Below are 22,470 nucleotides of genomic sequence, written 5' to 3' on the forward strand. Positions count from 1 at the left end.
TGTAGTGATGTCACTACAGAGGAGGTGGCCGTCATGAACGCCATCAGCGCGCGGGAGTTCAACCAGAATCCCTCGGCGGCGATGCGTGCCGCGGACTCCGGTGGCCCAGTCATCATCACCAACCGTGGACGTGCGGCGTACGTGCTGCTCGCATATGACGAGTTCGCATCCCACACGCGCGGGAAGTCGCTCGCACGCGCACTGAGCACGGACAGCGACATCGACTTCGACCCGCCCCGCGCGGCCCTCGAGGCACGCCCCGTGGACCTGTGATGTTCCTGGTCGACACCAACGTGATCTCAGAGCTTCGCAAGGCGCGCTCGAGCGTGAACATGCACGTATTCGCGTGGGCCGATGGGCAGCCGCCGGAGCTCATGCACACGTCGGCGATGTGTCTGTACGAGCTCGAGCGCGGGGTGCTGCAGCGAGAGCGGACGGATCCCGCGCAGGGAGCGAGCCTCCGCAGGTGGCTCGACACGCAGGTGGCACCGGCGTTCGCCGGGCGCGTCCTGGCCGTCGACGCCGACGTCGCGGAGCGAGCGGCGCAGCTCCAGGTGCCGGATCCCGCGCCGGTGGTCGATGCACTGATCGCCGCGACGGCGGCTGCGCACGGGCTGGCCGTGGTCACGCGCAATGTGCGGGACTTCGAGAGGCTCGGCGTTGCGGTGGTCGATCCGTGGCGGCCCATGTGAGGCACGTCGCCGACCCCGCTCGCCTCGCCTGACAGAACGCCGATAATGCGCATTATGTCAACTCAAGGGTGAAGCGCGCCGGGAGGGGCCCTCCCTCACCGTGCTCGCGCCAACACGAATCCCTGAGGATGCCGCTCGGTCGTTCTCGGCTCCCGGTCGAGCACGGTGTCGATCGCGAACCCGGCGGCGACGAGAGCATCCGCGACGTCCGCCGTGCGATGCAGGAACGCCGTGAGCGCCACGTCGTGGCCGTACGCACCGGCGATCTCGCGCCGCCCGGTTCCCGATTGGAATCCGATCAGCACGACGCCACCGGGACGCGTCACCCGGTGGAGCTCGGCTGCCAGTGCCGGGAGGTCGCCCGACGGCGTATGGATGATCGAGTACCACGCCAGGACTCCGTCAACGGAGTCGTCGGCGTACGGCAGGTCCGCGATGTCCGCGACCGTGAGCTCCGCGAGCGGGTCGGCTCGCCGCGCCTCGTCCAGCATCCTCGCGGACAGGTCGACTCCCGCGAGCGTCACCCCCGCAACGCGCGAGCGAACGTAGGCGAGCATGCGGCCCGCGCCGCAACCCGCGTCGAGCACCGTCGCCGACGGCGGCAGCTCGCCCGCGAACCGATCGACCATCGCCATGTCCTGCTGCGCCTCGAAGCTCGTGTCCGGGAGGCTCGCCGCGTAGGCCCGCGCCACCGGGTCGTAGCCCGCTCGCGTCTGCGCGAGGCGGCGTGAATCCATGGCGCCAGAGTAGGCCCCTCCCCCGCCGCAACCGCGTATCTACCAGGAGTCTCAGATCGTCGGCGCCACCCCCGGAGCCTTCTCGCGCGCATCCCGCACCACGCCGAGGATCGACGTTATGCCTGGTAGCGGGCGCGAGCCGGTATCCTGGTCACTTCGGACCACGTGTGCAGACCACCCTGAGAAGGCTGGAGAAACCGCCGATGACCCACACAGACGAGGCCCAGACGACCCTGATCGAGCCCCTGGCCGACGTTGTCGAGATCTCCTCTCGCTGGCGCGAGCTGGCCACCGAGTTCGGCACGGCGCGCCACCAGGTTCGTCGCGAGGACGGGCCCGCCCTCCTGGTCGATCGCGGGACCGCGGTGGTGCTCACCGCCCCGCACGGCACCCCGCACTACCGCGCCGGAACCATGAAGGCGGCCGACCTCCACACCGGATCGCTCACGCTCCTCGCGAGCGAGGTTGCGCACGTGTCGGCGGTGGTGTCGACGGGCGGGCGGACCGAGTGGGACACGTGGGACGAGCGCGATGACGAGTTCACCCGCCACCTGCGCGAGCTCCGCGAGCCCGCGCGCATGCTCATCGACATCCACGGCATGGGCGACCACCACGGTCCCGACTTCTGCCTCGGCACCGGACCCCACCCCGGCACGCTCGAGAACCTCGCCGTCGAGATCCTGCGCGCCGAGCTCGAGCCCTTCACCGTCGCCGTCGACTCCCCCTTCGACGCCAGCCCGCACTACACCGTCACGAGCCTCGCCCAGCGGCACCTCGGCCTCGCGGGCCTGCAGATCGAGGTGGCCGCGCGCTGGCGCAGCCCCGAGGACCAGGAGGCGGCCCCCGGCGCCGCCGCCCTGTCGCGCGCGCTCACGGTCGTCGAGGAGCACCTGCGCGACGCGGCCTGAACCCCTCCCTAGGTCCCGGTGACGATACTTGTATCGGTGAAAGAATCGCCCGTCGGTCGCATCAGCCGCGGCCGACCGTGCTTCATCACCTACCGGGAGGACCCCACCATGACCAGCCTCACCGCGCGCCGCGCCACCTCGATCGTCGCGGGCGGCGTGTTCGCGCTGACCGCGCTCACGGCTTGCAGCTCCGGCGATGCCGCCGACGGATCGGCGGGCGACGCCGCGACGCCCGCGGGCACCACCACCGAGAGCTCTGACGCCCGCACCGCCGCGCAGAGGGTGGTCGACGAGTGCGCGGACGGCGACTTCACCCTCTCCGCCGACGGCGAGGTGCTCGCGATCCAGGCGCCGTGGAACACCGATGCCGACAGCCCGCTCGACCTCGGCACCGACCTCGGCGACTGCATCAAGGAGCAGGGCTTCCTCGACGGCATCGACATGAACGCCGTGATCGGCGACTCGCTCGGCGACGGCGCGGACGGCGCCGCGATGCTGAACATCTTCGGCGACGACGGCCTCGTGGTGGTCGCCGACGGCGCCTTCGTGCGGATCACCACGTGGGACGGCGACGAGCAGCTCGACGCCGATGCGTTCTGGTCCGCCGCGCTGTCGCAGGCCGACTCCGACGACGACTTCGTCGCGCCGGCAGGCTGGTCGATCAAGATGGAGATGGGGCCGGACGACGGCACCTACACGGACAACACGGCCGGCGACGGCGCCGATGCGAGCGCCGCGTCGAGCGACGCGACGGGTGCGTTCGGCGAGGCGCACGTCTACGACGACGGCCTGTCCGTGACCATCGGTGCGCCCACCGCGTACGAGCCGAGCGACTCCGCCTACGCACAAGGTGATCACTTCGTCGCGTTCGATGTCACCATCGACAACGGCACCGACGCCGCCTTCGACCCGTCGGGCTTCAACGCCACGGTCGCTTCCGGCGACCGTGAGGCCGAGCAGGTCTTCGACAGCGCCAAGGACGTGGACGGCTCCCCGTCCACCTCGGTCCAGCCCGGGCGGAAGGTCACCTTCACCATCGCCTACGGCGTGAGCGACCCCGACGACCTCACGATGGACGTGTCCGTCGACTTCTTCGATCACGACGGCTTCACGCTCGTCAAGTAGCGGGGGCCGGCGTTCGGGGCGCTTCGTCGACTGGCGAGGCGGCCCCGGGCGCGTGGGCCGGTGGTCCCTGGCGCGGCCCCTCCCCCGTCCGTACTGTCGTGACATGACGCCGACCGCCCCCGCCTCCCCCGATCCGGCCTTGCGCGCGCTTGCCGCCGCGGACGCGGACGCCTGCCCCACCCTGCTCACGGCCCTCGCCCACGACGCGGTGCCCCGGGTCCGTCACGCCGCCGTGCGCCACCCGTCCCTGCCGCCTCGCGCGATGCTCGAGACCGCGCGCCGCGCCGACGCGGAGACGTGCGAGATGCTCGGCGAGAACCCCGCCGCGCCGTCGTCCGTGATCAGACTCCTGGCCCGCCACCTCGCCGTCGAGGTGCGCCTGGCCGTCGCCCGTCATCCGCGCATGGACCTCGTCACGCTCGAGCGCCTGGCCGACGACCGGTCCGCGATGGTGCGCTCGGTCGCGCAGGCCATCCTCGAGCGCCGGCTGTCGGGCGCCGCCCCGGCCTGACCCGCCCCGTTCACAGCTTGCGCAGGCGCGCCCGCCACTGGATCAGCGAGAACCCCACCACCGCCACGAGCAGGACCGTGCCCACCGACGAGCCCGTCCACAGGGCAAGCATCGCCGCCCCCACGATCGCCGACACGATCACCGCGTCGACCTGCCACAGCACCGTGCCGACCACGGACAGGTCGCCCATCGGCGTCACCACCGGAGCCGTGAGCCACAGCGGAGGGAAGCCCTTCGCGGCGCCGTCGAGCCGCACCACGGTCAGCACGCCCACCAGCACCACGGTCAACGCGACCGCCGGCCACCACGCGTCGCCGCGGGTGAGCGCCGAGACCGCGGCCGCTCCCCCGGCCACCACCGTGCCGCCGAGGAAGGGGGCCCAGGTGCGCGACAGCACCAGCGCATCGTCCGACATCCCGAACAGCCGCGGCGTCGTCACCGCGAGCACCGCGTGACGCAGGCCGTCGCTCAGCGGCCCCAACCCCACGAACACCAGGAGCGACGCCGCGATGGCGAGCGCCCAGTGCAGCAGCCCGGGCGCGTCCGGCGCGGACGCCAGCAGCCATCCGCCGCCGCCGAGCGCGAGCGCCGCCACCAGCGCGCGCAGGGGCATGCGCAGGGTCGCCGCGAGGTCGGCGCGCACCACCGCGACGGTGAACGATGCGCCCCGCACCAGCCGCCAGCGGCGCCCCAGCGTCGGGGCGGCCCGGAAGCTGCCCATCGCGGTGGCGAGGTCGCCGGTGGTGGCCGCGACGGTCGCACCCTCCCAGCGGCGCGCCTGCTCCACGAGCGCGGGACCCGCGAGCGTGCCGAGCAGGAGCGGCACCGCGGCCGCGACGACGACGGCGAGCACGCCCAGGCCGACGAGCGGCACGACCGGGACGGCGCCCGACCCGTCGGGCCAGGTCGCGGCGGCCCACGACCACGGCATCGCGTCGCCCACGGTGGGCACCGCCGCGCCGAGGCCGATGAGGGCGACGAGCACGGTCGGCACCGCCCACACGACGGCACCCGTCGCGGCCTGGCCCGCGAGCCACGCCCCCGCGAGCAGCACCCCGTACAGCGCGGAGGCGGCGAGGCCGACCCCGAGCGCGCCCCAGGTCATCGCCTTCGCGTCCGCGAGCGGGATCAGGAGGACCGCCGACACCGCGACCGACAGCCCGACGAGCGCCAGGGTGGACCGCAGCATCGGCCCACGGAAGATCCGGCGGCGCGGGATGTCGGACGTGACGAGCGCGTGGACCACGAACGGGCGCATCACCGCGGGGCCCCGCGTGGTGCCCACGACGAAGGCCGCGACGAGCGCGGATCCCAGCGCGGCGCCGAGCGCCGTGGCCGTGCCCGGCGCGACCAGGGATGTCACGACGTCGGGGCTGTGCAGCGCGCCGCCGAGGCGGCGCACCGCGGGGCCGCCGTAGATGAGCACCGCGAGGGTGGTGACGTAGATGGCGTACACGACGCCGCCCGCGCCCGTGCCGGACTGGCGGTGCCGGTACTGGCGCCAGAAGGCGCCCAGCTGGTCAGTCGCCATGCGTGGTGCGCACCTCGGTCAGGGAGACGGTCGGGCCCGTGAGCGCGTCGCGGAGCGCCTCGCTGTGGCTCGCGATGACGAGCGTCGCCCCGTCCTCGCGCTCGGCCTCGAGCAGCTCGGCGAGCACCAGCACGCGCTCGGCGTCGAGCCGCTGCTCGGGCTCGTCGAGCAGGATCACGTCGCACGGCCTCGTGAGGGTGAGCGCGAGGGCGGCCATCTGCGCCTGGCCGGAGGACAGCTCGTGCGGGAACCGGCTCGCGAGGGCGCCCACGCCGAACGCGTCGAGCACTCGCCCACCGCGCCCGCGCGCCTCCTCGGAGCCGAGACCCCACGACAGCCCGATGAGCGCGAAGTGCTCGGCCAGCGTGAGGTTGTGCGCCAGCGGCGGGGTGCCGATGAGCGCCGCGACGAGGGCCCGGAAGGTGGGGTCCTTCTCGTCGGCCGGCGCGCCGCCGACCATCGCGGTGCCCGTCTTGGGCTTGAGGGTGCCCGCGAGCACGCGCAGGAGCGTCGTCTTGCCCGCGCCGTTGGCGCCCACCAGCTTGACCGCCTGGTGCTCGCGCGCCGTGAACGACACCTTCGCGAGCACCGGCACCTCGCCGATCTCCGCGGTCACGCCGCGGACCTGGATCACGACGTCCTCCGCCGGCTGCTGCACCTTGCTCTTCTTCTTGGCCACGACTCCCCACCCTAGGGCCCGCGCTACCCTGCCTGCGTGACCTCCGCCCCTCTTCCGAGCACCATCGCGGCGCCGGTCGAGCACACGCTGGAGATCAAGCGGTCGATCTTCCTCACCCACCTCGCGCCCGCCGGGTCCGTCGAGGAGGCCGATGCGGTCATCGCGCGGATCCGCAAGCAACGCTGGGATGCGCGCCACCACTGCACGGCGCTGATCGTCGGCACCCACGGCGACCGTCAACGCAGCAACGACGACGGCGAGCCGGCAGGCACGGCCGGCGTGCCGATGCTCGAGGTGCTGCGCCGCCGCGACGTCACCGACGTGGTGGCCGTGGTGAGCCGGTGGTTCGGCGGCGTCAAGCTCGGTGCGGGCGGCCTGGTCCGCGCCTACGGGAGCGCGGTCGCCGAGACCCTCGATGTCGCGAGCCTCGTCCATCGGGCGCCGCGCACGGCGGTCGCCGTCGACGTGCCGCATGCGGAGGCGGGCCGCGTCCTCGCGTTCCTCCACCAGTGGGTCGAGACGCACGATGCGGTGCTCGACGCCCCCGAGTACGGCACCCAGGCGCGCCTCGCCGTGTGGGTGCCGCCCGAGGACGTCCCGGTGCTCGACGCGGACCTCGGCGCGTTCGCCGCCGGGGCGCTGACCACGCGCGCGGGCGAGACCCGCATCGTCGACCTGCCCGCTCGCTAGCATGGGCGGCATGCGGCGTGCGCTCGTCCTCCTGGTCCCGGCCATGCTGCTGGCCGCCTGCACGCCCTCCCCCGCCTCGGACATGCCCGAGGACATCGCCGCGCGCCTCGCGCAGGTCGACCAGGCCGTCGCGGACTGGGCCGACGCCGCGACCCCCGCGGAGGCGCACGCCGCCGCCGAGGCCGCCCGCAACCTCGTGCTCGGGCCCGACGCGCCGTTCTACGGCGACGCGGACGGTGACGGCGAGACGCTCGGCGCGGTGGCCGTCGGCCTGCTGCCCGGGCGTGATGGCCAGCCGGGACTGGTGCGCGACCCGGCCGTCAACGCGTGCGTCGAGCGCGACGTCCTCGGCGGCTCCTGGGAGCGGCCGAGCGAGCGGTGGGACCAGGCGGTCGCCGCGATCGAGGAGTGGCGCGCGGACCTCAACACGTTCCCCGGGCTGTCCTCGCACCCGCAGCGCCTCATCGGCTGGGCGACGCTCGCGCTCGAGTCGAGCGACCTGGACACCATCCACGAGTTCGCCTCGCACGCGCGCCTGCACCTCGAGGTCGCGCGCGCCGCCTACGACGACTGCACCACCGGCATCTGACCGGCGTCGTCCGCCTCGGGGGGCACCACCACTGCGTCGGCGGCCTCGCCGGCGTGCGGGTAGAACGCGAGGGTGAGCGCGACGCCCACCGCGAGGCCGACCAGCTGGGCGGCGATGAACGGCGCGACGGACGCCGGCGCGATGCCCGCGAACGTGTCGGAGAACACGCGGCCGACGGTCACCGCGGGGTTCGCGAACGAGGTCGAGCTGGTGAACCAGTAGGCCGCACCGATGTATGCGCCGACGGCGGGCGCCGCGAGGGCCCCGCGACCCGACCGGGCGAGCGCGAAGATGATCAGCACGAGGCCCGCGGTCGCGACCACCTCAGCGAGCAGGTGCGGGCCGGTCGCGCGTGCGGTCGTCGAGATCGCGGTGGGCACGTCGAACATGAGGTTCGCGAGCACCGCGCCCGCGATCCCGCCGAGCACCTGGGCGATCGCGTAACCGCCCACCTCGCCGAGCGTGAGGCCGCGACCCGCGCGGCGCCCGAGGAACCAGTCGGCCAGCGACACCACCGGGTTGAGGTGCGCGCCCGAGACGGGGCCGAGCATGAGGATGAGCACCGTGAGACCCAGCGCGGTCGCGATCGCGTTCTCGAGCAGCTGGAGGCCCACGTCGCCCGGCGACAGCGACGCCGCGGCGATGCCGGAGCCCACCACCACCGTCACGAGCAGGGCCGTGCCGAGGAGCTCCGCCCCGAGCGCGCGCGCCCGTGCGCCGCTCACGCCGTGCCCAGCGCGCGCGACACCCGGTCGAGGGCGCCGGGCACGAGCGCGTAGTACGCCAACGTGCCCCGCTTCGCACGGCTGAGGAAGCCCGCATCCGTCAGCACCTTGAGGTGATGGGACACGGTCGGCTGGCTGAGCCCCACGGGCTCCGTGAGGTCGCATACGCACGCCTCTCCCCCGGCGGACGCCGCCACGATCGACAGCAGCCGCAGCCGCGCCGGGTCGGCGAGCGCCTTCATCGTGTGGGCCAGCTCCGCCGCGGCCTCCTCGGTCAGCGGTTCGCCGACCAGCGACGTGGCGCACGCGGCGGACACGTCGGTGAGCTCGATCTCGGTCATGACATCGACAGTAGTCGATATTGACAGTCATCGATAGAGGCAGGCACACTCCGGGCATGACCCTGATCGACCTCACCCCGCGCCCCTCGACGGGCCTCGCGAACGCCCACCTCCCGATCGCGATCATCGGAGCCGGGCCGGTCGGGCTGGCGGCCGCCGCGCACCTGCTGCGCCGCGGCCTCCCGTTCGAGGTCCTCGAGGCGGGCGACACCGTGGCGGCTAGCGTGCGCGCGTGGGGTCACACGCGGCTGTTCTCGCCCTGGCGCCACCTCGTCGACCCCGTCGCGCAGGAGCTGCTCGAGGCGCACGGCTGGTCGCTCGACCAGCCCGACCGCGCCCCCTCGGGCGCCGAGCTCGTCGCGGGCTACCTCGCGCCGCTGGCCGCGCTCCCCGGCATCGCCGAGCGCATCCGGCTCGGCGTCGCCGTGACCGACGTCGCGCGCGAGGGTATGGACCGCACCCGCACGCGCGGTCGCGCCGGCGCGCCGTTCACCGTGCGCACGCTCGATGCGTCGGGAGCCGTCGCGGATGGCGCGTACCGGGCCGTGATCGACGCGTCCGGCAGCTGGCTCACCCCCAACGCGCTCGCATCCAACGGCCTGACGCTCCCGGGCCTCGCCGAGGTGGCGGACCGGGTGCTGCCGGCGCTGCCCGACGTGCTTGGTGCCGACCGCGCCGTCTTCGCGGGCCGCCGCACGACGGTGGTGGGCGCCGGCCACTCCGCCGCCAACACCGTCATCGCGCTCGCCTCGCTCGCGCGCGACGAGCCCGGTGCCACCGTCACGTGGGCGATCCGCTCCGCCTCCCCCGACCGGGTCACCGACGCGGAGACGGACGGGCTGCCCGGGCGCGCGTCGCTCGGCGTGCGTGCCCGCCGCGCCGTCGCCGACGGCCGGGTCACGCTGCTCGACGGCTTCGAGACCGTGGGCGCGCGGAGCGACGGGGACGACGTCGTGCTGGTGGGCCGGCGTGGCGGGTCGCTCGCCGAGCACCGCACCGACCTGGTGGTGAACGCGACGGGCTTCCGCCCCGCGCTCGACATGTACCGCGAGGTCCGGCTCGAGCTCGACGAGATCGTCGAGGCGCCCCGCCGGCTCGCGCCGATGATCGACCCCAACGAGCACTCGTGCGGCACGGTCGAGCCGCACGGCTACCGCGAGCTCGCGCACCCCGAGCAGGGTCTGTTCATCGTCGGCATGAAGTCCTACGGTCGAGCCCCGACGTTCCTGCTCAAGACGGGCTACGAGCAGGTGCGCTCGGTGGTCGCGTGGCTCGCGGGGGACGTCGCCTCGGCCCTCGCGGTCGAGCTCGTCCTGCCGGAGACCGGCGTGTGCTCGACCGCCGACGGCGGCTGCTGCTGACCTCCCCCGCGGGCCGCGCGCGCCTCAGCGCAGCCGGACGCCGCGCGGCAGGCCACGGTGCCTGCGGTGGCGGTTCTGCACCGCCGTGGTGATGGTCCCGACGACCCCGCCCAGGACGAGCAGGATCATGAGGTAGAAGCCCGGCTCGAAGGCGTGCGAGGTGGCAGGGGTCGCCGCGATGAGGGTGGTCGCGGCCGCGGTTGCGGTGAACATGAACTCTCCGTTGAGTCGTTCGGCGAGGCACGATGGGTCGCACCGGCCTCGCTGCCAGGTGGGGACCTGTCTCCAACCTACCCCCGCGCGGAGCGGCGGCCGGCCACCCTGGCCGGGTGTCGCATCGTCCCCCGCCCGCTCGCGACGAAGGCCGCTCCCACCAGGGGGAACGGCCTTCGTGACGCGGATGTGAGATGCGCTACTGCGCGGCGATGGACTCCAGCTGGTCCGCGACGCCGGCGGCCCACTCACGCACCGCGGTGAAGTCGCGGAAGTCGCCCTTGGGCGGGTTGAGGACCTTGATGAGGGCCTTCTCGCCGACGTTGAGCTTGTCCCAGTCGAGCGCGCCGGGGAAGCGGGCGTGGTCGTGGGCGTCGATGTCGCGCGCGAAGCCGTCGGCCTCGTCGAGCGGCTGGCCGGGCTCGACCACGGTCTCCATGCCGACCGAGAACAGCCACACGTCCTTGGCCTTGAGCTCCGCGAGGTGCTCCTTGACCAGGTACGAGGCGTCGCGGCGCCACAGCCCGCCGTACACGGCCGAGCCGAGCACGACCGCCTCGTAGTAGTGGACGCCCTGCACGTCGCATGCGTCCTGAAGATCCACCTCGAAGCCCCGCTCGCGGAGCTCGTCCGCGATGCGCCGCGCGACCTCGCGCGTGGCTCCGTACTTGGATCCGACAGCTACCAGCACCTTCATGGTGACCTCCTCCGGGGTGTGCGGATCCATCGTCCCGTGGTGCCGGCACGCACCGACGGGACGATGGTCCCCGACAGGAGCTATTCGATCACGAGGACCAGGTCGCCGCCCGCGAGGGACTGCGATCCCCCGATGACGACCCGCTGGACCGTGCCCGCGACGGGCGACGTGATGGAGGACTCCATCTTCATGGCCTCGATGACCGCGACGGTCTGGCCAGCCTCGACCTCGTCGCCCTCGGCCACGCGCGGCGTGACGAGGCCGGTGAAGGGCGACGCGATGTGGCCGGGCCGCGACGAGTCGGCGCGCTCGCGCTCGACCACGTCGACCTTGGCGGACAGATCGCGGACCTGGAGCGGCCGGATGGAGCCGTTGAAGTTGAAGATGACGGTGCGCTCGCCGTGGGAGTCCGGCTCGCCGATCGCCTCGATCGACGCGATGAGCTTGACACCGCGGTGCAGCTCGATCACCGCCTCCTCGCCCGAGCCCTCGGTGAGGCCGTAGAGGTAGTGGAACGTGTCGATGACGGAGATGTCGCCGTACTTGTCGATCGCCTGGTCGAACTCCTTGGCCGGCCCGGCGAACAGCAGGTGGTTGAGCCGGCGGCGCCGCGGCTCGCCCTCCTGCGCGAGGACGTGGCGGTCGTCTTCGGTGAGCTCGGCCATCTTCCGCTCGATGGTGCGGCCCTGGAGCGCCTTGGTGCGGAACGGCTCGGGCCAGCCGCCGGGCGGGTCGCCCAGCTCGCCCGCGAGGAAGCCGATGACGGAGTCGGGCAGGTCGTACTTGTCGGGGTTCTCCTCGAAGTCGGCCGGGTCGGCGTCGTTCGCGACGAGGTGGAGGGCGAGGTCGCCGACCACCTTCGACGAGGGGGTGACCTTGACGAGGTTGCCGAGGATGCGGTTCGCGGCGGCGTACATGTCCTCGATCGCCTCGAACTTGTCCGCGAGGCCCAGCGAGATCGCCTGCTGGCGCAGGTTGGACAGCTGGCCGCCCGGGATCTCGTGGTGGTAGACGCGGCCCGTCGGACCCGGCAGGCCGGACTCGAACGGTGCGTACAGGCGGCGGACCGACTCCCAGTACGGCTCGAGGTCCTGCGCCGCGGCCAGCGAGATGCCGGTGTCGCGCGTGGTGTGCTCGAGCGCCGCGATGAGCGCCGACATCGGAGGCTGCGACGTGGTGCCCGCCATCGCGGCGTTGGCGACGTCGACCGCGTCGACGCCCGCCTCGGCGGCAGCGAGGAGCGTGCCGATCTGGCCGCCCGCGGTGTCGTGCGTGTGCAGGTGCACCGGCAGGTCGAAGCGCTCGCGCAGCGCGGACACCAGCATGAACGCAGCCGCGGGACGCAGCAGGCCCGCCATGTCCTTGATGGCGAGCATGTGCGCGCCGGCCTCGACGAGCTGGTCCGCGAGGCGCAGGTAGTAGTCGAGCGTGTACAGCTTCTCGCTCGGCGAGATCATGTTGCCCGTGTAGCACAGCGTCGCCTCGGCGACCGCGGTGCCCGTGGCGCGGACGGCCTCGATCGCCGGCCGCATCTGGTCGACGTCGTTGAGGGCGTCGAAGATGCGGAAGATGTCGATGCCGGTGGCGGCGGCCTCCTCGACGAAGGCGCGGGCGACCTCGTCCGGGTACGGCGTGTAGCCGACCGTGTTGCGGCCGCGCAGGAGCATCTGCAGCGCGATGTTGGGCATCTTCGCGCGCAGGTCCTCGAGGCGGATCCACGGGTCCTCGGACAGGAAGCGCATCGCGACGTCGTAGGTCGCGCCGCCCCAGCACTCGACCGAGAGCAGCTCGGGGGTCATGCGGGCCGTGTGGCCGGCCGCCGCGAGCAGGTCGTAGGTGCGCACGCGGGTCGCGAGGAGCGACTGGTGCGCGTCGCGCATCGTCGTCTCGGTGACGGCCAGCTGGCTCTGCTCACGCAGCGCCTTGGCGAAGCCCTCGGGGCCCAGCTCGAGCAGGCGCTGGCGCGAGCCGGCCTGCGGCTCGGCGTCCAGGTCGATGGTCGGCAGCTTGTCGGCGGGACGCACGAAGGTCTCCGCGTGCTCGCCGAACGGACGGTTGACCGTGGTGTGGCCCAGGAAGGCCAGCAGCTTGGTCGACCGGTCGGGCGTGGTCGCGACGTCGAGCAGCTCGGGGTGGCGCTCGATGAACGCGGTGGTGACGCCGCCCGCCTGGAACTCGGGGTGCGACAGCACCGCGCGCAGGAACTGGATGTTCGACGTGACGCCGCGGATGCGGAACTCGGCGAGGGCACGCAGCGCGCGGCGCGAGGCCGTCGCGAAGTCCTGGCCGCGGCACGTGAGCTTGACCAGCATCGAGTCGAAGTGGCCGGTGATGACGTTGCCCGCCATGCCGGTCGCGCCGTCGAGGCGGATGCCCGCGCCGCCCGGCGAGCGGTACGCGACGATGCGGCCCGTGTCGGGGAGGAACCCGTTGGCCGGGTCCTCCGTCGTGATGCGCGTCTGGATCGCGAAGCCGGTGACGCGGACGTCGTCCTGGCGGATGCCCAGGTCCTCGAGGCTCTCGCCCGCCGCGATGCGCAGCTGCGAGCTCACGAGGTCGATGCCCGTGACCTCCTCGGTCACGGTGTGCTCGACCTGGATGCGCGGGTTCATCTCGATGAACACATGCTGGCCCGCACGCTCGCCCTCGGTCGCGAGGAGGAACTCGACGGTGCCCGCGTTGACGTATCCCAGGCTGCGGGCGAACTTCACCGCGTCGGCGCACAGCGCGTCGCGGATCGCGGGGTCGAGCGCCGGCGCGGGCGCGATCTCCACGACCTTCTGGTGGCGGCGCTGCAGCGAGCAGTCGCGCTCGTACAGGTGCACCACGTTGCCGTGGCCGTCCGCGAGGATCTGCACCTCGATGTGGCGCGGGCCGAGCACGGCCTGCTCGAGGAAGACTGTGGGGTCGCCGAACGCGTTCTCGGCCTCGCGCATCGCGGCCTCGAGCAGCTCGACGAGGTCCTCGCGGCGCTCGACGCGGCGCATGCCGCGCCCGCCGCCGCCCGCGACGGCCTTGACGAACACCGGGTAGCCGATGCGGTCCGCCTCGCCCACGAGGAAGTCGATGTCGCGCGACGGCTCGGACGAGTCGAGCACGGGCACGCCCGCCTCGCGCGCGGCCTTGAGCGCCGCGACCTTGTCGCCGGCCTTCGCGAGCACCTCCGGCGGCGGGCCGACGAACGTCACGCCCTCCTCGGCGCAGCGGCGCGCGAACTCGACGTTCTCGGACAGGAAGCCGTAGCCCGGGTAGACGGCGTCGGCGCCGGCCTGCTTCGCGACCGCGAGGATGGACTCGATGTCGAGGTAGGCCTTGACCGGGTGGCCCTCCTCGCCGATCTGATAGGACTCGTCGGCCTTGACGCGGTGCTCGGACATGCGGTCCTCGTAGGGGAACACCGCGACGGTGGCGGCACCGTTCTCCACGGCGGCCCTGAAGGCCCGGACGGCGATCTCTGCGCGGTTTGCCACGAGGACTTTGGCGAACATGTGCTTCCCTTCGTCGTTGGGGACATCCTGCCAGGTTTCGAGACCGGGGTCAGCCGCGTTCCACCAGGTGAGACGGCGCCGCTTCGGGTGCTCTCGCCCGACCACGCTCCACACGCGCGGGGGCATGAATCGATGCAGATCTGCAACTCGCGTCGCGAACCGCGAGTGGAGCGGTCACCGATGCCGAATCGGTGTGGAGGGGCGCACCGTGGAGGCGGGCGCCGGGACGATGCGCGGGCGGGCTCAGCCGGCCTGGCTGCGGCGCGCGCGGCGCTCGGCCAGCTCGTCGACCGCGGCGACGCGTGCATCGTCCGCACGGTCGGCGGGGAGGGCGGACAGCGATCCCTCAAGCTCGCGCCACACCTTGCCCAGCGCGATGCCGAACACGCCCTGGCCGCCCTGCACGAGGTCGATGACCTCGTCGTCCGAGGTGCACTCGTAGACCGAGGCGCCGTCGGACATGAGGGTGATGCGGGACAGGTCCTCCACCCCGCGCTCGCGCAGATGCTCGACGGCGGTGCGGATCTGCTGGAGCGAGACGCCCGAGTCGAGCAGGCGCTTGACCACGCGGAGCACCAGGATGTCGCGGAAGCCGTACAGGCGCTGCGTGCCCGATCCGGTCGCGGAGCGCACGGTGGGCTCGACGAGCCCGGTGCGGGCCCAGTAGTCGAGCTGGCGGTAGGTGATGCCGGCGGCCTTGCAGGCGGTCGGACCGCGGTACCCGGCGTTCTCGTCGAGCGCGGTCAGGCCGTCGTCGAAGAGCACGCCCTGATCGAGCCGAGGAGGCATTCGGTGGCCGGGCTGGTCGGTCATCAGTCCTCCTACTAGGTTCAACCTGCACTCAAACGTTAGGGCCGGCGGGTGGCCGGGTCAACGACCGCGGGCACGTGTCGCGCGGGTGTCCCCGCCTATCCTCCCACCGACTGGCGCACGATGGCGGAGAACGCCGCGATCGCCGCCTCGCCGAACTCCGCCTCCGCGGCCTCCGCCTGTCCCCCGCCGTGCCGACGCAGGGGCAGCGCCGCCGCCGCCGCGCGGTCCGCCTCGCGACGCGCCGCGAGCACGAGCGTGCGCAGGGAGCGCACGTCGCCGCCCGCGTGGAGGTACGCGGCCGCGGCCACCACGACGGTGAGGACGTCCGGGTCGTAGCCGTCGGGCACGGACGGTGCGAGGATGCCCGCGTCGACCAGCTCGCGCAGCGTGTCGACGGTCACCCCCCCACGCTCCGCGACGACGACGGCCGCCAGGTAGTCGTCGGGCGCATCGTCGATCTCGGCGAGCGTGACGGGCTCGTGCAGGAGCCCGGCGTCGAGCGCGTCGAGCTGCTCGCGGATGACGGTGAGCGGGCGGTAATGGTCGCGCTGCTGACGCAGCACGAAGCGCACGCGCTCGACGTCGGCCGGCGAGTACTGGCGGTAGCCCGACGCCGTGCGCTGCGGGCACACGAGCCCGCTCGTGTCCAGGAAACGCAGCTTGGAGGTGGTGAGCGCGGGGAACTGGCGCTGCACGAGGCCCAGCACGTCGCCGACGCGCAGCATCGGCTCGTGGGACAGCGCGTGCGGCCAGGTGCCGGGCTGGGCGACGCCGGGAGCTGCGGGCGTGTCGGCCGGACCGGCCGCGCGGTGGGCGGCCTCAGCCATCCGTCAGGCCTGCGCGCCCGGGTAGAAGGTGAGGCGGTACTTGCCGATCTGCACCTCGTCGCCCGACTCGAGCCTCCGCTCGCTCACGTTCTCGCGGTTGACGTAGGTCCCGTTGAGCGAGCCGTGGTCCTTCACGTAGAACGCGTGCCCGTCGCGCACGAACTGAGCGTGCTCGCGGCTCACGGTCACGTCGTCGAGGAAGATGTCCGACTTCACGGAACGCCCGACGGTGGTGACGTCGACGTCCAGCAGGAACCGGGCTCCCAGGTTGGGGCCGTGGTGGACGATCAGGAGCGCGTGGTCCGGGCCGAGCGCCTCGACGGCGGTCGTGTCCTGAGAGCTCAGGCGGTGAGGTGCTCCCTCGTCCACGGGCGTCGCGGAGTCGAGCGACATCGTGCGCTCGACGGGGCTCTCGTCATACGTCATGACGCCTCCTTCGGCTCGTGCGGGTCGCCCCTCATCCTAGGCCCGCCGTGCCCTCCTGCCTAACGTCTTCGACGGCGTTGCGCGCACGCGTCCTCGCACGCAGATCCCGGACGTAGCCCATGCCGGCGTACCAGTACAGGACGGCCGCGACGCACGTGCCCGCGATCGCGAGGCCGTGCAGCGCGCGCCAGTCCGGCACCGCGACGACCACGAGGTACGCGAGCGGCAGGAACAGGTACAGCAGCGCCGTCGCGAGCTTGCCGACGTAGGTCACCTGCGGCGACTCGACGTGGCGGCCGTGCGCGACGAGCAGCGCGGTGCCGACCACGAGGTCGCGCGCGAGCAGGACCGCGACGAGCCACCACGGCACGATGCCGCGGATCGCGAAGCCGACGATCACGACGGCGGTGAGCAGCCGGTCCGCCGCCGGGTCGAGCAGGCGTCCGAGCTGCGTCACCTGGTGCCAGCGGCGCGCGAGGAATCCGTCGAGGAAGTCCGACACACCCGCGGCGGCCAGCGCGACGATGGCCCAGCCGTCCTTCTCGAGCGTGAGCAGGGTGCCGAACACGACGATGAGCACCAGGCGCACCATGCTGATCGCGTTGGGCACCGTCCAGATGGCCGTCGGGGCGACGGGGTGCCCGGCGTGCGGGTTCTCGGCGGCTTCCACGCCCGACAGTCTAGGGGTGGGTCAGGACTCCGCCTCCTGCTCCATCACCTTGTCGACCGTCTCGGCCGCGATGCGGGTCGCCTCGTCCTCGCTGGCGCCGCGCGCGAGCTCCTTCGCCTTGATCTGCTCGAACTTGTACCGGCGCGTGTCCAGGACGCTGTCGTCGTTCATGATCGCCTCCGTCGGTGCTCCAGGGGACCTCTTCAGCCTAGGCCGGGGCCCCGGCTCCCGCGAGCCCTGCGGGCCTCCGTGACACGCCCGGTCGGCACCTCTACCATGGGGGGCATGACCCCCGCCGGCCTCGCCCCTCGCGACTTCGCGCTCTGGCGCGCCCTCGCGCTCATGGGACGGCGCCTGGTGGCCGGGCTCGACCAGCGCCTCCAGGCCCAGGTGGGCATCTCGGTGCCCGATCTCGACATCCTCATGGCGCTCGACGCCTCCGACGACGGCCGCCTGCGCGCGGGCTCGCTCGGCGAGATGCTCGGGTGGGAGAAGTCGCGGATCTCGCACCATGTGTCGCGGATGGAGGCGCGCGGGCTCGTGCGCCGCTTCTCGTGCAGCGAGGACCACCGGGGCACGTGGATCGAGATGGCCGACGGCGGCCGCGACGCGCTCGCGGCTGGTCTGCCGATCTTCGCCGACCACCTCCAGCGCGGCCTCATCGACGTCATCCCGGCGGACGAGGCCGTGGTGGTGGGGCGCGCCGCGCTGCGCGTGCTCGACGCCTCGCCCGCCAGCAGCTGCCAGGCCGAGATCGACCGCATCGGCGACGCGCTCGGGCTTCACGCCGGCGACGTGCGCGCGTCGCTCTGACCTCCGTGAGCCTCCCCTGCCCGGTCCGCTGACCGCCTAGGGTGGAACCCATGCCCGACCCGTCCTTCCTGACCTCAGACGTCGTCGTGATCGGAGCGGGCCAGGCCGGCCTCGCCGTCGCATACCACCTGGGTCGGCGCGGTTTCCGGGTCGGCTCGGAGGTGCTCGTGCTCGACCGCGGCCCGGGCCCCGGTGGCGCGTGGCAGCACCGGTGGTCCACGCTCACGCTGGGCACCACGCACCGCCTGCACGACCTGCCGGGCATGTCCGACACGGGGCTGTCCTTCGACTCCGCGCCCACCGACCGGCCCGCCGCGGAGGTCGTGCCCGAGTACTACGGCAGCTACGAGGACCGCCACGGCCTCGAGGTGATCCGGCCCGTCACGGTGAGCCGCGTCGAGCGCTTCGACGGAGGCTACAGCGTCCACGCGACGCCGGACTCGACCGTGCTGCGCGTCGACACACGCGTGGTGGTGTCGGCGACGGGCACCTGGACGAGCCCCCGGGTGCCGTTCATGCCCGGCCGCGACACGTTCCGCGGCCGCCAGCTCACCACCGCCGAGTACACGGACGCGGGCTCCTTCGCCGGGCTGCGCGTCGCGATCGTGGGCGGCGGCACGTCCGCGCTGACATTCCTCGACGAGGTCGGCGACGTCGCCGCCGAGGTGCTGTGGTTCACGCGCCGCGCGCCGATCTTCCACGACGAGCACGCGGACCTCACCCCCGAGCGCGGCCGCATCGCCGTCGCCATCCAGGAGGAGGCGGCCCGCGCGGGCCGGCCCCTGCCGTCGATCGTGTCGGTCACCGGGCTGCCCCGCTCGCCCCTCGTCCAGCGGCTCGAGGCCGCGGGCCGGCTCGAGCGCCTGCCCATGTTCGCGGAGATGACGCCCGCGGGCGTGATCACGCGGGAGGACGAGGAGATCCCGCTCGACGCGATCATCTGGGCCACCGGGTTCCGCCCCGAGGTGTCCCACCTGCGCCCGCTGGGCGTGGTGAACGATGCGGGCGGCATCGTGGTGGAGGACGGCCGGGTCCCGTCCGAGCCGGGCCTGTTCCTCGCCGGCTACGGCCCGCAGGCGTCGACCATCTCGTCGAACCGGGCGGCCCGCGTCACCGCGAGGACGATCGCGGAGCTCCTGGGCCGCTGAGCCGGGGGCGGGCGTCGGCCCGCCCCCGGCTCGTGCTCACGCGAGCCGCGCGACCACCGCGTCGGAGACCGGCCACGGCGTGCCGAAGCGGTGCGCCGTCACGGACACCGCCTGCTCGCGCAGGAACGGCAGCAGCTCCAGCTCGGGCGCCCCGGTGACGGGCGCGTCGTAGACCGCGAGGTCCGCGCGCTGGGCAGGAGCCGCGCCCACGGCACGCACGCGTGCCCCGTCGCCCGCGACGCGTGCGACCAGCTCGGCCTCGGTCTCGACGCGCACCTCGACGCCGGCCGCGGTGGTGACGCGGCGGAACCAGTCGGTCACCTCGACGGCGCTGGAGATGCCGCCGGTGCCTCCGGCGCGCAGCCGTGCCGCCAGGGTACGCACGAGCGCCCACTTGTCGACGCCGTCCCACCGGATCTCGGTGGAGGCCGGCACGTGGCGCAGCACGTCGTGCTCCGCGGCGAGGCCGCTGCGGTCGACGGCGGCACCGAAGGTGTCCCGCCACGCGCGCGCATCGGCGGCGGCCGCGGCCCGCACCCAGGCGGGCGCGCCGTCGAGCAGCGCCGCGAGGTCCGTGGGCACGGTCGCATCGGCGTCCGCGGCCTCGGCACGCTCCCACCCGGTCAGCCCGGCGAGGTACGAGGGGCCGCCCGCCTTGGCGGTGGCGCCCACGACCGAGCGCTTCCAGCCGCCGAACGGCTGGCGCTGGACGATCGCGCCGGTGATGCCGCGGTTGATGTAGAGGTTGCCGGCCTCGACCGTCGCGGCCCAGCGGTCGATCTCGTCGGCCTCGAGGGAGTGCAGCCCGGCGGTGAGGCCGTAGTCGACCCCGTTCTGGACCGCGATCGCGTCGTCGAGCGTCGCGGCCATCATGACGCCCAGGACGGGACCGAAGCACTCGGTGAGATGGAACCACGAGCCGGGCGTGACGCCCAGGCGCACGCCGGGGGTCCAGGCGCGGCCCGCATCGTCCAGGCGGCGCGGCTCCACGAGCCACCTCTCCCCCGGCTCGAGCGTCGTGAGCGCGCGCAGCAGCTTGCCGGCAGCGGGCTCGATGACCGGGCCCATCTGCGTGGACGGGTCGTCCGCACGGCCCACGGCGATCGAGCGCACGGCGTCCTCGAGCTGCGCGGCGAAGCGACGCGACCGCGCGACCGAGCCGACCAGGATGACGAGCGACGCCGCCGAGCACTTCTGGCCCGCGTGCCCGAACGCCGACTGCACCACGTCGCGCACCGCGAGGTCGAGGTCCGCGCTCGGGGTCACGACGATCGCGTTCTTGCCCGACGTCTCCGCGACGAGGCGCACGCCGGGGCTGACGCGGTGGAACAGCTCCGCGGTCTCGTAGGCGCCCGTGAGGATCACCTGGTCGACGCGGGGGTCGCGCAGGAGCGCGTCGCCCAGCCCTGCCGCGATGCCCTCCTCCGAGATGTCGACGAGCCGCAGCACGTCGCGCGGCACGCCGGCCTCCCACAGGATCTCGGCGAGCAGCGCGCCGCAGCGGGCGGACTGCTCCGCGGGCTTGAGGACCACGGACGATGCGGCGGCGAGGGCCGCGAGCGTCGAGCCGGCCGGGATGGCGACCGGGAAGTTCCACGGCGGCGTGACGACCGTGACGTCGCGCGGGCGCGGCCGGGCGCCGTCGAGGCGGTGCAGGTCGAGCGCGCGCTCGGCGTAGTAGTGGGCGAAGTCGACGGCCTCGGAGACCTCGGGGTCGGCCTGGTCCAGCGTCTTGCCCGCCTCGGCCATCATCACGGCGACCAGGTCGCCGCGGCGGGCCTCGAGCGCACGCCCTGCGGCGTGCAGCACGGCGGCGCGGTCCTCCGGCGTCAGCGCCTGCCACGCCTGCGCACCGGCGTTGGCGGCGGTGAGCTCCCTGGCGACCGCCGCATCGTCCTCGACGCGCGCCGCGGCGAGCGTGGCGAGGCCGGCCTCCGTGACGGCCGCGGAGGCGTACAGGTTGCGCGCCCAGTCCCGGCTGGCGCCGAGCGACGGGTCGGTGTCGGGGGCGTTCTCGAAGGCGGCCCCGTGGAGCGGCACGCCCGCGCCGGCGCGGTACGAGGCGACGGGTGCCTCCTCGGACAGCGCGAGCGAGGCGCGGAAGCGTCCCTCCTCGCGCGCGAAGGTCGCCTCGTCGCCCAGGTCGAACAGCGCGGACATGAAGTTGGCGGGGCTGGCCACCTCCTCGAGGCGGCGCACCAGGTAGGCCAGCGCGACGTCGAACTCGGCGGGGTGGACCACCGGCGTGTACAGGCGCAGCGGGCCCGTGTCCTGGGCGACCGCGCGGGCGACGTGCTCGCCCATGCCGAGCAGCATCTCGAAGTCGAGGCCGTCCTCGACGCCGCGGTCGCGGGCGGTGAGCAGGGCGTGCGCGATGTCGAAGAGGTTGTGGCCCGCGACGCCCAGGCGCACGTGCGCGAGGCGCTCGGGGGTGAGCGCGAAGTCGAGGATGCGCTTGTAGTGCGCGTCGGACTCCTCCTTCGAACCCCACGTGGCGAGCGGCCAGCCGTGCAGCTCCGCGTCGACGCGCTCCATCGACAGGTTCGCGCCCTTGACCAGGCGGACCTTGATCGGGGCGCCGCCCTTGGCGACGCGGCCGGCCGCCCACTCCTGGAGGTGGCGCATGGCGCCGAGCGAGTCGGGCAGGTAGGCCTGCAGCACGATGCCGGCGGTCAGGTGCTCGAGGCCCCGGCGCTCGAGCAGGCGCGTGAACACCGCGACCGTGAGGTCGAGGTCGCGGTACTCCTCCATGTCGAGGTTGACGAACGCGCCGTCCTTGCGCGCGGCGAGCTCGTACAGCGGCGCGAGCCGCTCGACCACGGCGTCGACGGCCTCGTCGAACGCCCACGGGTTGTGCGGCGCGACGGCCGCGGACACCTTGAGGGAGACGTAGTCGACGTCGGGGCGCTCGAGCAGCGCGAGGGTGCGCTCGAGGCGGCGGTCGGCCTCGGCGGAGCCGAGCACGGCCTCGCCGAGCAGGTTGAGGTTGAGGCGGCTGCCGCGCGCGCGGAGCCTGGAGAGGGCGCCACCCAGGCGCTCCTCGGTCGCGTCCACCACGAGGTGTCCCACCATCGAGCGCACCACGCGGCGCGACGCCCCCACGACCAGCCCGGGCGCGACGTGCGACACCACGGCGCCGGCGCGCAGCGCGACCCGCTGGTACGCCGGCAGGAAGGCGTGGTCGCGCTGGACGATGCGGCGCAGGCTCGCGGCCGCGACGCCCGTGTCCTCGGGGCGCACCGTGCCGTCGACGAAGTCGGTGAGGAACGCCAGCCCCTCGGGTGCGCGCAGCATGCGCGCGAGCAGGCGGGCCGAGCCGTCGATGCGGGTGTCGGCGGCGCGCTCGAGCCAGGTGCGGACCAGGGCGACGGTGTCCTCGGCGGCGTGGATCCGCTCGGGGGCGTGGGGGGACGCGGTCATGGGACTCCTTTACGTGACGGGACAGTGTGGACTCCCCCGACCCCACAGCACCATCGCGGCAGACTT

24 protein-coding genes are annotated in these 22,470 nt (G+C 73.5%); 10 read left to right on the forward strand and 14 right to left on the reverse strand.

Annotated elements, in window-relative coordinates:
- Window positions 1-33: 33 nt before the first annotated feature.
- Both AOM04_RS09970 and AOM04_RS09975 read left to right on the forward strand, forming a co-directional pair.
- Entirely contained in the window at window positions 34-273 is a 240-nt protein-coding gene (locus tag AOM04_RS09970; RefSeq protein ID WP_062464634.1) for a type II toxin-antitoxin system Phd/YefM family antitoxin, read from the forward strand.
- Window positions 273-692 carry a type II toxin-antitoxin system VapC family toxin gene (locus AOM04_RS09975; protein ID WP_062464635.1) on the forward strand — a complete coding sequence of 140 codons (420 nt, stop codon included), beginning with the start codon at window positions 273-275 and terminating at the stop codon, window positions 690-692. The genes AOM04_RS09970 and AOM04_RS09975 overlap by 1 nt, the downstream gene beginning before the upstream one ends.
- A 95-nt stretch (window positions 693-787) precedes the next feature.
- On the opposite strand, the gene AOM04_RS09980 is transcribed toward AOM04_RS09975, so the two are convergent.
- On the reverse strand, window positions 788-1,429 hold the full coding sequence (locus tag AOM04_RS09980) for a class I SAM-dependent methyltransferase (protein WP_062464636.1): 642 nt from the start codon (window positions 1,427-1,429) through the stop codon (window positions 788-790).
- A gap of 203 nt (window positions 1,430-1,632) precedes the next feature.
- Here AOM04_RS09980 and AOM04_RS09985 point away from each other — a divergent pair, with 203 nt between their 5' ends.
- From AOM04_RS09985 to AOM04_RS09995, 3 genes are all read left to right on the forward strand, one after another.
- Entirely contained in the window at window positions 1,633-2,337 is a 705-nt protein-coding gene (locus AOM04_RS09985; RefSeq protein WP_062464637.1) for an N-formylglutamate amidohydrolase, read from the forward strand.
- A gap of 108 nt (window positions 2,338-2,445) precedes the next feature.
- On the forward strand, window positions 2,446-3,462 hold the full coding sequence (locus tag AOM04_RS09990; protein ID WP_062464638.1) for a hypothetical protein: 1,017 nt from the start codon (window positions 2,446-2,448) through the stop codon (window positions 3,460-3,462).
- 103 nt (window positions 3,463-3,565) lie between these two features.
- Window positions 3,566-3,973: a hypothetical protein gene (locus AOM04_RS09995; RefSeq protein WP_062464639.1), complete on the forward strand. Its 408-nt coding sequence runs from the start codon at window positions 3,566-3,568 to the stop codon at window positions 3,971-3,973.
- A 10-nt stretch (window positions 3,974-3,983) separates the two neighbouring features.
- Here the strand turns inward: AOM04_RS09995 and AOM04_RS10000 are convergent, their stop codons facing one another.
- On the reverse strand, window positions 3,984-5,504 hold the full coding sequence (locus AOM04_RS10000; protein ID WP_062464640.1) for a hypothetical protein: 1,521 nt from the start codon (window positions 5,502-5,504) through the stop codon (window positions 3,984-3,986).
- Entirely contained in the window at window positions 5,494-6,183 is a 690-nt protein-coding gene (locus AOM04_RS14590; RefSeq protein WP_062464641.1) for an ABC transporter ATP-binding protein, read from the reverse strand. The genes AOM04_RS10000 and AOM04_RS14590 overlap by 11 nt, the downstream gene beginning before the upstream one ends.
- Window positions 6,184-6,219: 36 nt before the next feature.
- Between AOM04_RS14590 and AOM04_RS14595 the strand changes: the two genes are divergently transcribed.
- Together AOM04_RS14595 and AOM04_RS10015 are read left to right on the forward strand one after the other, a co-directional pair.
- Window positions 6,220-6,873, forward strand: coding sequence for an IMPACT family protein (locus AOM04_RS14595; protein ID WP_062464642.1), 654 nt, complete (start codon window positions 6,220-6,222; stop codon window positions 6,871-6,873).
- Window positions 6,874-6,883: 10 nt separating this feature from the next.
- A complete protein-coding gene (locus tag AOM04_RS10015) occupies window positions 6,884-7,462 on the forward strand; it encodes a putative periplasmic lipoprotein (protein ID WP_062464643.1) in 579 nt (192 codons plus the stop codon).
- Here the strand turns inward: AOM04_RS10015 and AOM04_RS10020 are convergent.
- Together AOM04_RS10020 and AOM04_RS10025 are read right to left on the reverse strand one after the other, a co-directional pair.
- The gene (locus AOM04_RS10020) at window positions 7,435-8,187 is read right to left on the reverse strand and encodes an aquaporin (RefSeq protein WP_062464644.1); all 753 of its coding nucleotides are present in this window, start codon (window positions 8,185-8,187) and stop codon (window positions 7,435-7,437) included. The genes AOM04_RS10015 and AOM04_RS10020 overlap by 28 nt on opposite strands.
- Complete coding sequence (locus tag AOM04_RS10025) at window positions 8,184-8,528, reverse strand: ArsR/SmtB family transcription factor (protein WP_062464645.1); 345 nt, start codon at window positions 8,526-8,528, stop codon at window positions 8,184-8,186. The genes AOM04_RS10020 and AOM04_RS10025 overlap by 4 nt, the downstream gene beginning before the upstream one ends.
- A gap of 56 nt (window positions 8,529-8,584) precedes the next feature.
- Here AOM04_RS10025 and AOM04_RS10030 point away from each other — a divergent pair, with 56 nt between their 5' ends.
- The gene (locus AOM04_RS10030; protein WP_062464646.1) at window positions 8,585-9,889 is read left to right on the forward strand and encodes an NAD(P)-binding protein; all 1,305 of its coding nucleotides are present in this window, start codon (window positions 8,585-8,587) and stop codon (window positions 9,887-9,889) included.
- Window positions 9,890-9,913: 24 nt separating this feature from the next.
- Here the strand turns inward: AOM04_RS10030 and AOM04_RS10035 are convergent, their stop codons facing one another.
- From AOM04_RS10035 to AOM04_RS14600, 8 genes are all read right to left on the reverse strand, one after another.
- Complete coding sequence (locus tag AOM04_RS10035; protein WP_062464647.1) at window positions 9,914-10,102, reverse strand: hypothetical protein; 189 nt, start codon at window positions 10,100-10,102, stop codon at window positions 9,914-9,916.
- 199 nt (window positions 10,103-10,301) lie between these two features.
- On the reverse strand, window positions 10,302-10,829 hold the full coding sequence (locus AOM04_RS10040; protein WP_062464648.1) for a flavodoxin domain-containing protein: 528 nt from the start codon (window positions 10,827-10,829) through the stop codon (window positions 10,302-10,304).
- 50 nt (window positions 10,830-10,879) lie between these two features.
- Entirely contained in the window at window positions 10,880-14,413 is a 3,534-nt protein-coding gene (locus AOM04_RS10045; protein ID WP_439645073.1) for a pyruvate carboxylase, read from the reverse strand.
- Between the two features lie 117 nt (window positions 14,414-14,530).
- Complete coding sequence (locus AOM04_RS10050) at window positions 14,531-15,100, reverse strand: MerR family transcriptional regulator (protein ID WP_062464650.1); 570 nt, start codon at window positions 15,098-15,100, stop codon at window positions 14,531-14,533.
- A 95-nt stretch (window positions 15,101-15,195) separates the two neighbouring features.
- On the reverse strand, window positions 15,196-15,927 hold the full coding sequence (ftsR, locus tag AOM04_RS10055) for a transcriptional regulator FtsR (RefSeq protein ID WP_062464651.1): 732 nt from the start codon (window positions 15,925-15,927) through the stop codon (window positions 15,196-15,198).
- Between the two features lie 3 nt (window positions 15,928-15,930).
- Entirely contained in the window at window positions 15,931-16,353 is a 423-nt protein-coding gene (locus tag AOM04_RS10060) for an FHA domain-containing protein (RefSeq protein ID WP_062464652.1), read from the reverse strand.
- Window positions 16,354-16,384: 31 nt separating this feature from the next.
- Window positions 16,385-17,023 (reverse strand): CDP-alcohol phosphatidyltransferase family protein, encoded by a 639-nt coding sequence (locus tag AOM04_RS10065; RefSeq protein WP_062464653.1) that lies wholly within the window; start codon window positions 17,021-17,023, stop codon window positions 16,385-16,387.
- A 21-nt stretch (window positions 17,024-17,044) separates the two neighbouring features.
- Window positions 17,045-17,194, reverse strand: coding sequence for a hypothetical protein (locus AOM04_RS14600; protein WP_156160690.1), 150 nt, complete (start codon window positions 17,192-17,194; stop codon window positions 17,045-17,047).
- A 114-nt stretch (window positions 17,195-17,308) separates the two neighbouring features.
- Here AOM04_RS14600 and AOM04_RS10070 point away from each other — a divergent pair, with 114 nt between their 5' ends.
- The gene (locus AOM04_RS10070) at window positions 17,309-17,836 is read left to right on the forward strand and encodes a MarR family winged helix-turn-helix transcriptional regulator (protein WP_062464654.1); all 528 of its coding nucleotides are present in this window, start codon (window positions 17,309-17,311) and stop codon (window positions 17,834-17,836) included.
- Between the two features lie 50 nt (window positions 17,837-17,886).
- Window positions 17,887-18,984, forward strand: coding sequence for an FAD-dependent oxidoreductase (locus tag AOM04_RS10075; RefSeq protein WP_062464655.1), 1,098 nt, complete (start codon window positions 17,887-17,889; stop codon window positions 18,982-18,984).
- Window positions 18,985-19,020: 36 nt separating this feature from the next.
- On the opposite strand, the gene AOM04_RS10080 is transcribed toward AOM04_RS10075, so the two are convergent.
- Window positions 19,021-22,404, reverse strand: a complete 3,384-nt coding sequence (locus tag AOM04_RS10080) for a bifunctional proline dehydrogenase/L-glutamate gamma-semialdehyde dehydrogenase (protein ID WP_062464656.1) — start codon at window positions 22,402-22,404, stop codon at window positions 19,021-19,023.
- Between the last annotated feature and the right edge of the window lie 66 nt (window positions 22,405-22,470).

The sequence above is a fragment of the Demequina soli genome, assembly GCF_000971195.1.
GTDB lineage: Bacteria > Actinomycetota > Actinomycetes > Actinomycetales > Demequinaceae > Demequina > Demequina soli.

Coding starts and splice junctions, on each gene's coding strand:
- AOM04_RS09990 (WP_062464638.1), top strand. CDS start 2,446: ATGACCAGCCTCACCGCGCGCCGCGCCACCTCGATCGTCGCGGGCGGC.
- AOM04_RS10000 (WP_062464640.1), bottom strand. CDS start 5,504: ATGGCGACTGACCAGCTGGGCGCCTTCTGGCGCCAGTACCGGCACCGC.
- AOM04_RS10060 (WP_062464652.1), bottom strand. CDS start 16,353: ATGACGTATGACGAGAGCCCCGTCGAGCGCACGATGTCGCTCGACTCC.
- ftsR (WP_062464651.1), bottom strand. CDS start 15,927: ATGGCTGAGGCCGCCCACCGCGCGGCCGGTCCGGCCGACACGCCCGCA.
- AOM04_RS09970 (WP_062464634.1), top strand. CDS start 34: ATGAACGCCATCAGCGCGCGGGAGTTCAACCAGAATCCCTCGGCGGCG.
- AOM04_RS09995 (WP_062464639.1), top strand. CDS start 3,566: ATGACGCCGACCGCCCCCGCCTCCCCCGATCCGGCCTTGCGCGCGCTT.
- AOM04_RS09975 (WP_062464635.1), top strand. CDS start 273: ATGTTCCTGGTCGACACCAACGTGATCTCAGAGCTTCGCAAGGCGCGC.
- AOM04_RS10080 (WP_062464656.1), bottom strand. CDS start 22,404: ATGACCGCGTCCCCCCACGCCCCCGAGCGGATCCACGCCGCCGAGGAC.
- AOM04_RS09980 (WP_062464636.1), bottom strand. CDS start 1,429: ATGGATTCACGCCGCCTCGCGCAGACGCGAGCGGGCTACGACCCGGTG.
- AOM04_RS10075 (WP_062464655.1), top strand. CDS start 17,887: ATGCCCGACCCGTCCTTCCTGACCTCAGACGTCGTCGTGATCGGAGCG.
- AOM04_RS10030 (WP_062464646.1), top strand. CDS start 8,585: ATGACCCTGATCGACCTCACCCCGCGCCCCTCGACGGGCCTCGCGAAC.
- AOM04_RS14600 (WP_156160690.1), bottom strand. CDS start 17,194: ATGAACGACGACAGCGTCCTGGACACGCGCCGGTACAAGTTCGAGCAG.
- AOM04_RS10070 (WP_062464654.1), top strand. CDS start 17,309: ATGACCCCCGCCGGCCTCGCCCCTCGCGACTTCGCGCTCTGGCGCGCC.
- AOM04_RS09985 (WP_062464637.1), top strand. CDS start 1,633: ATGACCCACACAGACGAGGCCCAGACGACCCTGATCGAGCCCCTGGCC.
- AOM04_RS10015 (WP_062464643.1), top strand. CDS start 6,884: ATGCGGCGTGCGCTCGTCCTCCTGGTCCCGGCCATGCTGCTGGCCGCC.
- AOM04_RS10040 (WP_062464648.1), bottom strand. CDS start 10,829: ATGGATCCGCACACCCCGGAGGAGGTCACCATGAAGGTGCTGGTAGCT.
- AOM04_RS10045 (WP_439645073.1), bottom strand. CDS start 14,413: ATGCCCCCGCGCGTGTGGAGCGTGGTCGGGCGAGAGCACCCGAAGCGG.
- AOM04_RS10050 (WP_062464650.1), bottom strand. CDS start 15,100: ATGACCGACCAGCCCGGCCACCGAATGCCTCCTCGGCTCGATCAGGGC.
- AOM04_RS10035 (WP_062464647.1), bottom strand. CDS start 10,102: ATGTTCACCGCAACCGCGGCCGCGACCACCCTCATCGCGGCGACCCCT.
- AOM04_RS10025 (WP_062464645.1), bottom strand. CDS start 8,528: ATGACCGAGATCGAGCTCACCGACGTGTCCGCCGCGTGCGCCACGTCG.